The organism is Pseudomonas agronomica (assembly GCF_025917275.1).
In the GTDB taxonomy this organism is placed as follows: Bacteria; Pseudomonadota; Gammaproteobacteria; order Pseudomonadales; family Pseudomonadaceae; genus Aquipseudomonas; species Aquipseudomonas agronomica.
Map to the genome: position 1 here is coordinate 1 of NZ_JAOSHO010000276.1, position 6,740 is coordinate 6,740.

The window sequence follows — 6,740 nt, forward strand, 5'->3', positions numbered from 1 at the left end:
GGCCTGCAACTGCGATGGCAGGTAGTCGATGAAGTACACGTCGGCGTTGAGAAACTTGTGCCCGATCAGGGTTTCGAGACCGGCAATCGCGGCGCTGACGTTCAGCGCGGCGAACATCCCGACCAGGGCCCCGACAAACGTACCGATGACACCGATAACGGTGCCCTGGACCATGAAGATGCGCATGATCTGCCCCGGCGTGGCGCCGAGGGTGCGCAGGATCGCGATGTCGCCCTTCTTGTCGTTCACCACCATCACCAGCGTGGAAATGATGTTGAACGCCGCCACGGCGACAATCAGCAACAGCAGCAGGCCGATCATGGCTTTTTCCATGCGGATCGCCTGGTACAGGTTGCCGTGGGTGCGCGTCCAGTCACGGGCATAGTAACGGTCTTCGCCAAGCTGCTGGGCGATGTTCCAGGCAACGCGCGGCGCCTGGAACAGGTCATCGAACTTCAACCGCAGGCCCTGGACCTGGTCCGGTTTCCAACGATGCAGGCGGGCCAGATCCTGGAGATTGGTCACGCCAAGGTAGCCGTCGAGCTCGCCAGCGCCGACATGGAAAATGCCGACCACGGTAAAGCGTTTCATGCGGGGGAACATGCCGCCCGGCGTGACGGTGACTTCCGGCGCGACGAAGGTCAGCTTGTCGCCGATGGCCACGCCGAGCTTGGCCGCGGCCTTGTCGCCAATCACGATGCCGAAATCGCCCGGCGCCAAGTCGTCGAGTTTGCCCTGCTTCATGAAGTTGTCGATGATCGACACTTGCCGTTCCAGCGCCGGGTCGATGCCGTTGAGCAAGACCTTGGAGACCTTGCCGTCATTGGTTAGCAGCCCTTGCATCTGGGTGAACGGCGCGACGGCCAGCACCTGCGGGGTCTGCTTGACCTTGGCAGCCAGGCTCGGCCAGTCGCTGATGGCGTCGCCGGATTCGAGGGTCGCGTGGGGCACCATGCCCAGCACGCGGGTGCGCATTTCATGGTCGAAGCCATTCATCACCGACAGCACGACGATCATCACGACCACGCCAAGGGCCAATCCGATGATAGAGGTCAGGGAAATGAACGATACGAAATGATTGCGACGCTTTGCACGGGTATAACGCGTGCCGATGAATACGAAGAGAGGTCTGAACATGTCGGGGCTTGTTCGGAGGGAAAAGGAACGTCCTTGTGGCGGGGGTCACAAACCAGCTTTACACTCAGACCACCGCCGCTACCATGGGTTCGCCATGTCGACATTAGATGAAGAAGATCGCCGCGAATACTACCGTATCGAGGACACGATCGCACTGGAAATTCGGCCCCTGTCCATTCCTGAAGCCGCCAGCCAGGAAGTGTTGCAGGATGAGTCCCCATTGTTCAATCTGCTCAGCGAACTGCACCTGAGCGAATTCGAGTCACAGCACCTGTTGCGCCAGATCAGCGAGCGCGAGCGCAGCATCGCGGCGTACCTCAAGGCGATGAACAAACGCCTCGACCTGCTCAGCCAGGTCATCGCCGTGACCGTGCTCGGTGAAATCGGCGAACCCCAGCCGGTGATCATTTCCGAAGGCGGCATCGACTTCCAATACCCCACCCCCATCGCCGTCGGGGCGCACCTGTCAATCAAGCTGGTGCTGATGCCCCAGGCCCTCGGCTTGTTGTTGCGGGCGCGGGTCACCCATTGCGATCCGAAGGGTGGCGGCTACGACGTCGGTACCGAGTTTGAGCACCCGACCGACGCCCAGCGTCAATTGCTGGCCCGCTACATCCTGCAGAAACAGGCGCACGAACGGCGCCTGGCCCGGGAACTGAACGAATCTGGCATCAATAAGGAAGAACCGTGACCCTCATCTATGGCCACCGCGGCGCCAAGGGCGAAGCACCGGAAAACACCCTCACCGGCTTCCAGGAATGCCTCAAGCACGGCGTGCGCCGTTGCGAGCTGGACTTGCACTTGTCCATGGACGGCGAGTTGATGGTAATCCACGACCCGACCCTCAAGCGCACCACGGATCGCCGGGGCAAGGTGGTCGAACACACCGCCGCCGAACTGGTGACCTACGATGCGCGCAAGGGTGGCCCGGGCTGGATCAAGCCGTGCCCGATTCCGCGATTGGAAGAACTGTTCGAAAAATGTGATTTCGAACACTGGCAGCTCGAGGTGAAAAGCGCGTCACGCACCCGTGCCGCCGCGACCGTGCTGGGCATTCGTGAAATGGCCCAACGCTTCGGGCTGCTGGACAGGATCACCATCACCTCCAGCTCCCGGGAAGTACTCAAGGCAGCCCTGGACCTGACCCCGGACATTTCCCGTGGACTGGTGGCCGAATACGCCTGGCTCGACCCGTTGAAGGTCGCCCAGAGCTACGGCTGCGAGATTCTGGCGCTGAACTGGACCCTGTGTACGCCGGAACGCCTGATCAAGGCGCAGCGCCAGGGGCTGCATGTGTCGGTGTGGACGGTCAACGAGCCCGCGCTCATGCGCAGGCTCGCCGATTTTGGCGCTGACAGCCTGATTACAGACTTTCCCGGTTTGGCCACTGCCACCCTCGAGAATTGCTGAAATCGGTCTCCCCGGCCGGCTCAGGCCACCGGCCGGAGCCGCTCAAAAAAGCCGGTTGAGCCCGTCGTACGCGGCTACCCGATAGGCTTCGGCCATGGTCGGGTAGTTGAACGTGGTGTTCACGAAGTATTTCAGCGTGTTCAGTTCGCCAGGCTGGTTCATGATCGCCTGGCCAATGTGGACGATCTCCGAAGCCTGGTAGCCGAAGCAGTGCACACCCAGCACTTCCAGGGTCTCGCGATGGAAGAGGATCTTCAGCATGCCTTGCGGCTCGCCGGCGATCTGCGCCCGCGCCATGCTCTTGAAGAAGGCCTTGCCCACTTCATAAGGCACCTTGGCCTGGGTCAATTCCTGTTCGTTCTTACCGATCGAGCTGATCTCCGGAATGGTGTAGATGCCGGTCGGCACGTCGTTGACGAAGCGCCAGCTACCATTGTCGACAATGCTGCCGGCAGCTGAACGACCCTGGTCGTGGGCGGCACTGGCCAGGCTCGGCCAGCCGATCACGTCACCGGCACCGTAGATGTTCGGCACGCAAGTGCGGTAGTTCTCGTCGACTTCGATCTGGCCACGGCTGTTGACCTTCACGCCGATGTTTTCCAGGCCCAGGGTGTCGGTGTTGCCGGTACGACCGTTGCACCATAGCAAGGCGTCGGCCTTGATCTTCTTGCCGGACTTGAGGTGCAGGATGACGCCATTGTCAACGCCTTCCACGCGGTCGTAGTCTTCGTTGTGGCGCACAGTGATGTTGTTATTGCTGAAGTGATAGCTCAGGGCCTGGGAGATTTCCGAGTCAAGGAAGCTCAGCAACTGGCCACGGTTGTCCACCAGCTCCACCAACACACCCAGACCGCTGAAGATCGAGGCGTATTCGCAACCGATCACGCCGGCGCCGTAGACGATGAGCTTACGCGGGGTGTGACCCAGGCTCAGGATGGTGTCGCTATCGTAGATACGCGCATGGTTGAAATCGATATCGGCCGGGCGATACGGGCGCGAACCGGTGGCGATGATGATGTGCTTGGCCACCAGCTTCTCGACCACGCCATTGCCGCAGACCACTTCGACGGTCTGCTCGTCGGCGAAGCTGCCGGTGCCGAAGAACACATCCACGCGGTTGCGGGCGTAGTAGCCGGTACGCGAAGCCACTTGTTTGGAGATGACCTTCTCGGCGCTCTTGAGCACGTCCGGGAAGGAGAACCAGCGCGGCTCGCCGATGGCACGGAACATCGGGTTGGTGTTGAACTGCATGATCTGCCGGACCGAGTGACGCAAGGCCTTGGACGGGATGGTGCCCAAGTGGGTGCAGTTGCCGCCGACCTGCCGACGACTGTCGACCATCGCCACTTTGCGCCCTGCCTTGGCCGCGTTCATCGCCGCGCCTTCCCCAGCAGGGCCGGAACCCAGTACTACCACGTCGTAGTTGTAGACAGCCATGCGTACTCCTCAGAACAGGCCGCGATGCCACGCTTGGCACCGACGGCTAAATCATGCCGGCCGGCGGCATGAAGGAACAATTTGGGGCCGGTTCACGAGCCCGGCCACAGTCTATAGAAGCGTCAACGCCGCGCACATTACCCCTTGGTCGCGTCGTAGGCTAGTTTTTGCCACATCTTACCTTTCAGGTCGCTGTCATCATTGGGATTTTCCGTGACTCATCCGTTCAAACGCATCGCTTGTTCGAACGACGAAACGGTCATCGTCCCGCAATACGAAAAATACCCCGATGCCGTGTTTCTGGGCATAGTCCCAAGCCTGTTCAGGACCGAGAATCAGCAACAGCGTCGATAGTCCATCGGCCATCATTGCTGAAGGATGAATTACCGTGACTGACGCCAGGTTGTGTAGGACCGGAGCCCCCGTGCGCGCATCAAAGGTGTGGGAATAACGCTTGCCGCCCTGCTCGAAGTATTTACGGTAATCACCCGACGTTGAAACCCCGTAACCATTGACCTCAATGACACGCTCGGCCACTTGTCGATCGTCCCGTGGTTCTTCAAGGGCGATACGCCAGGGCGAGCCATCCGGCTTGCGCCCGACGGCCTTGAGTTCACCGGTGGCCTCGGCCAGATAGCTGTCGATGCCCAAAGCCTGGAGCCTGGCGGCGATGCGGTCCACGGCGTAACCGGCCGCGATACTGTTGAAATCGACTTCCACCGTGGCGTCCTTGCACAACCGGTCGCCCTTGATGCGCAAATGTCCATGACCCACGCGCTGGCGTACTTCGGCCAGGGCCTCGGCGCTCGGCACCTGTTCTTTACGGGACTGAGGACCGAACCCCCAGAGATTCAAGAGAGGCTCAACGGTCAGGTCAAAGGCGCCGTCGCTTTGCGACGACAGTTGCTCGCCCACGCTGATCAACTCGAGAACCGGACCGGGCATCACCCGGCAACTGCCAGCAGGCAACGCATTGAAACGCTCGATGTCCGAGTCGCTGCGGTAGGTGGAGAGTTGCCGATCCACTTCGGCGAGGATCTTTTCCACCTCGTCCTGCACCGTTTTCGGACCGGGCGTGGCGACATGCCTGACATACTGGATGGAATAGCGGCTGCCCATGGTCGGGCCGTCGAAGCGCTCCAGGGTATCGCCGTTGCCGCAAGCGGATAACACGCCTGCCAACATCACAAGCGCTGTCCATCGTCCAGTTAACAAATCTTCATCTCCCCTCAAAACCGCGCCGGCCATTATGGGCTACAGACGCGCGCAAAAAACCTGTGGGAGCAGGCTTGCTCGCGATGGCGACAGAATCAGTACCCAGGTGACTGACACACCGCTATCGAGAGCAAGCTCGCTCCCACCGGGGCTGCAGCGTTTTCATACAAGATTTGCCAGAGTGAGTACCTAACCATGTCTTCCAATACGAGCAACGGCAAGGCGATTTTCCGCGTCGTCAGCGGCAACTTCCTAGAGATGTTCGACTTCATGGTCTACGGCTTCTACGCCACGGCCATCGCCAAGACATTCTTTCCGACCGACAGCGCCTTCGCCTCGCTGATGCTGTCGCTGGCCACGTTCGGCGCGGGGTTCCTGATGCGTCCGCTGGGCGCGATTTTCCTCGGTGCCTACATCGACCGCCACGGCCGTCGCAAAGGCCTGATCATCACCCTGGCACTGATGGCCGCTGGCACGGTGCTGATTGCCTGCGTGCCGGGCTACGCCACATTGGGCGTGGCGGCACCGTTGCTGGTGTTGCTGGGTCGATTGCTGCAAGGTTTTTCCGCTGGCGTGGAACTGGGCGGCGTATCGGTGTACCTCGCGGAAATTTCCACGCCGGGGCGCAAGGGTTTCTTCGTCAGTTGGCAGTCCGCCAGCCAACAGGCTGCGGTGGTGTTCGCCGGCCTGCTGGGTGTTGGCCTCAATCACTGGTTGAGCCCGCAGGAAATGGGCGAATGGGGCTGGCGCGTGCCGTTCCTTATCGGTTGCCTGATCGTGCCGGTCATCTTCATGATTCGCCGCTCACTGGAGGAAACGCCTGAATTCCAGGCCAGAAAACATCGCCCTACCTTGTCGGAAATCACCCGTTCCATCGGTCAGAACTTCGGTATCGTCCTGGCCGGCATGGCGCTTGTGGTCATGACCACGGTTTCGTTCTACCTGATCACCGCCTACACGCCGACGTTTGGCAAGGCCGAGTTGAATCTGTCGGATTTGGATGCCCTGCTCGTCACCGTGTGCATCGGCTTGTCGAACTTCTTCTGGCTGCCGGTGATGGGCGCGCTTTCCGACAAGATCGGACGCAAACCCCTACTGCTGGGGGCGACGATCCTGGCGATCCTGACCGCGTACCCGGCATTGTCCTGGCTGGTGGCGAACCCGAGTTTCGGCCATTTGCTGATGGTCGAGTTGTGGCTGTCCTTCCTGTATGGATCGTACAATGGGGCCATGGTGGTCGCCTTGACGGAAATCATGCCGGTCGAAGTGCGCACCACCGGTTTTTCCCTGGCCTACAGCCTGGCCACCGCCACCTTCGGCGGTTTTACCCCGGCGGCCTGTACCTATCTGATCCATGTGCTGGATAACAAGGCAGCACCGGGGATCTGGCTCAGTGGCGCGGCGGTGCTGGGGTTGATTGCGACCTTGGTACTGTTCAAGGGCAATCGGCATGAACTGCGCACCGCGCGGGCCTCGGTAGTGGGCAGCGCCTGACAGATCGCCATCGTCGGATCGCCGCCCGGAGCAAGCTCGCTCCCACA

Annotated in this window: 6 protein-coding genes; 3 read left to right on the forward strand and 3 right to left on the reverse strand. The window is 60.8% G+C overall.

What is annotated here, in order from left to right:
* On the reverse strand, positions 1–1,137 hold a 1,137-nt coding region (locus tag OC610_RS18135), incomplete at its 3' end, for a lipoprotein-releasing ABC transporter permease subunit (RefSeq protein WP_264429555.1).
* A 94-nt stretch (positions 1,138–1,231) separates the two neighbouring features.
* Here OC610_RS18135 and OC610_RS18140 point away from each other — a divergent pair.
* Together OC610_RS18140 and OC610_RS18145 are read left to right on the forward strand one after the other, a co-directional pair.
* The gene (locus tag OC610_RS18140) at positions 1,232–1,828 is read left to right on the forward strand and encodes a PilZ domain-containing protein (protein ID WP_264429557.1); all 597 of its coding nucleotides are present in this window, start codon (positions 1,232–1,234) and stop codon (positions 1,826–1,828) included.
* Complete coding sequence (locus OC610_RS18145; RefSeq protein WP_030139963.1) at positions 1,825–2,547, forward strand: glycerophosphodiester phosphodiesterase; 723 nt, start codon at positions 1,825–1,827, stop codon at positions 2,545–2,547. The genes OC610_RS18140 and OC610_RS18145 overlap by 4 nt, the downstream gene beginning before the upstream one ends.
* Positions 2,548–2,589: 42 nt before the next feature.
* Here the strand turns inward: OC610_RS18145 and sthA are convergent, their stop codons facing one another.
* Together sthA and OC610_RS18155 are read right to left on the reverse strand one after the other, a co-directional pair.
* Positions 2,590–3,984 (reverse strand): Si-specific NAD(P)(+) transhydrogenase, encoded by a 1,395-nt coding sequence (gene sthA, locus OC610_RS18150; RefSeq protein ID WP_003183399.1) that lies wholly within the window; start codon positions 3,982–3,984, stop codon positions 2,590–2,592.
* 198 nt (positions 3,985–4,182) lie between these two features.
* Complete coding sequence (locus OC610_RS18155) at positions 4,183–5,169, reverse strand: FAD:protein FMN transferase (RefSeq protein WP_264429563.1); 987 nt, start codon at positions 5,167–5,169, stop codon at positions 4,183–4,185.
* Positions 5,170–5,394: 225 nt separating this feature from the next.
* On the opposite strand from OC610_RS18155, the gene tcuC reads away from it, so the two are divergent.
* Positions 5,395–6,693, forward strand: coding sequence for an MFS transporter (gene tcuC, locus OC610_RS18160; RefSeq protein WP_264429565.1), 1,299 nt, complete (start codon positions 5,395–5,397; stop codon positions 6,691–6,693).
* The last annotated feature ends 47 nt before the right edge of the window (positions 6,694–6,740 follow it).

Bases quoted from the DNA above. Each gene is read 5' to 3' on its own strand.
- OC610_RS18140 (WP_264429557.1), top strand. From the start codon at position 1,232: ATGTCGACATTAGATGAAGAAGATCGCCGCGAATACTACCGTATCGAG.
- sthA (WP_003183399.1), bottom strand. From the start codon at position 3,984: ATGGCTGTCTACAACTACGACGTGGTAGTACTGGGTTCCGGCCCTGCT.
- OC610_RS18155 (WP_264429563.1), bottom strand. From the start codon at position 5,169: ATGTTGGCAGGCGTGTTATCCGCTTGCGGCAACGGCGATACCCTGGAG.
- tcuC (WP_264429565.1), top strand. From the start codon at position 5,395: ATGTCTTCCAATACGAGCAACGGCAAGGCGATTTTCCGCGTCGTCAGC.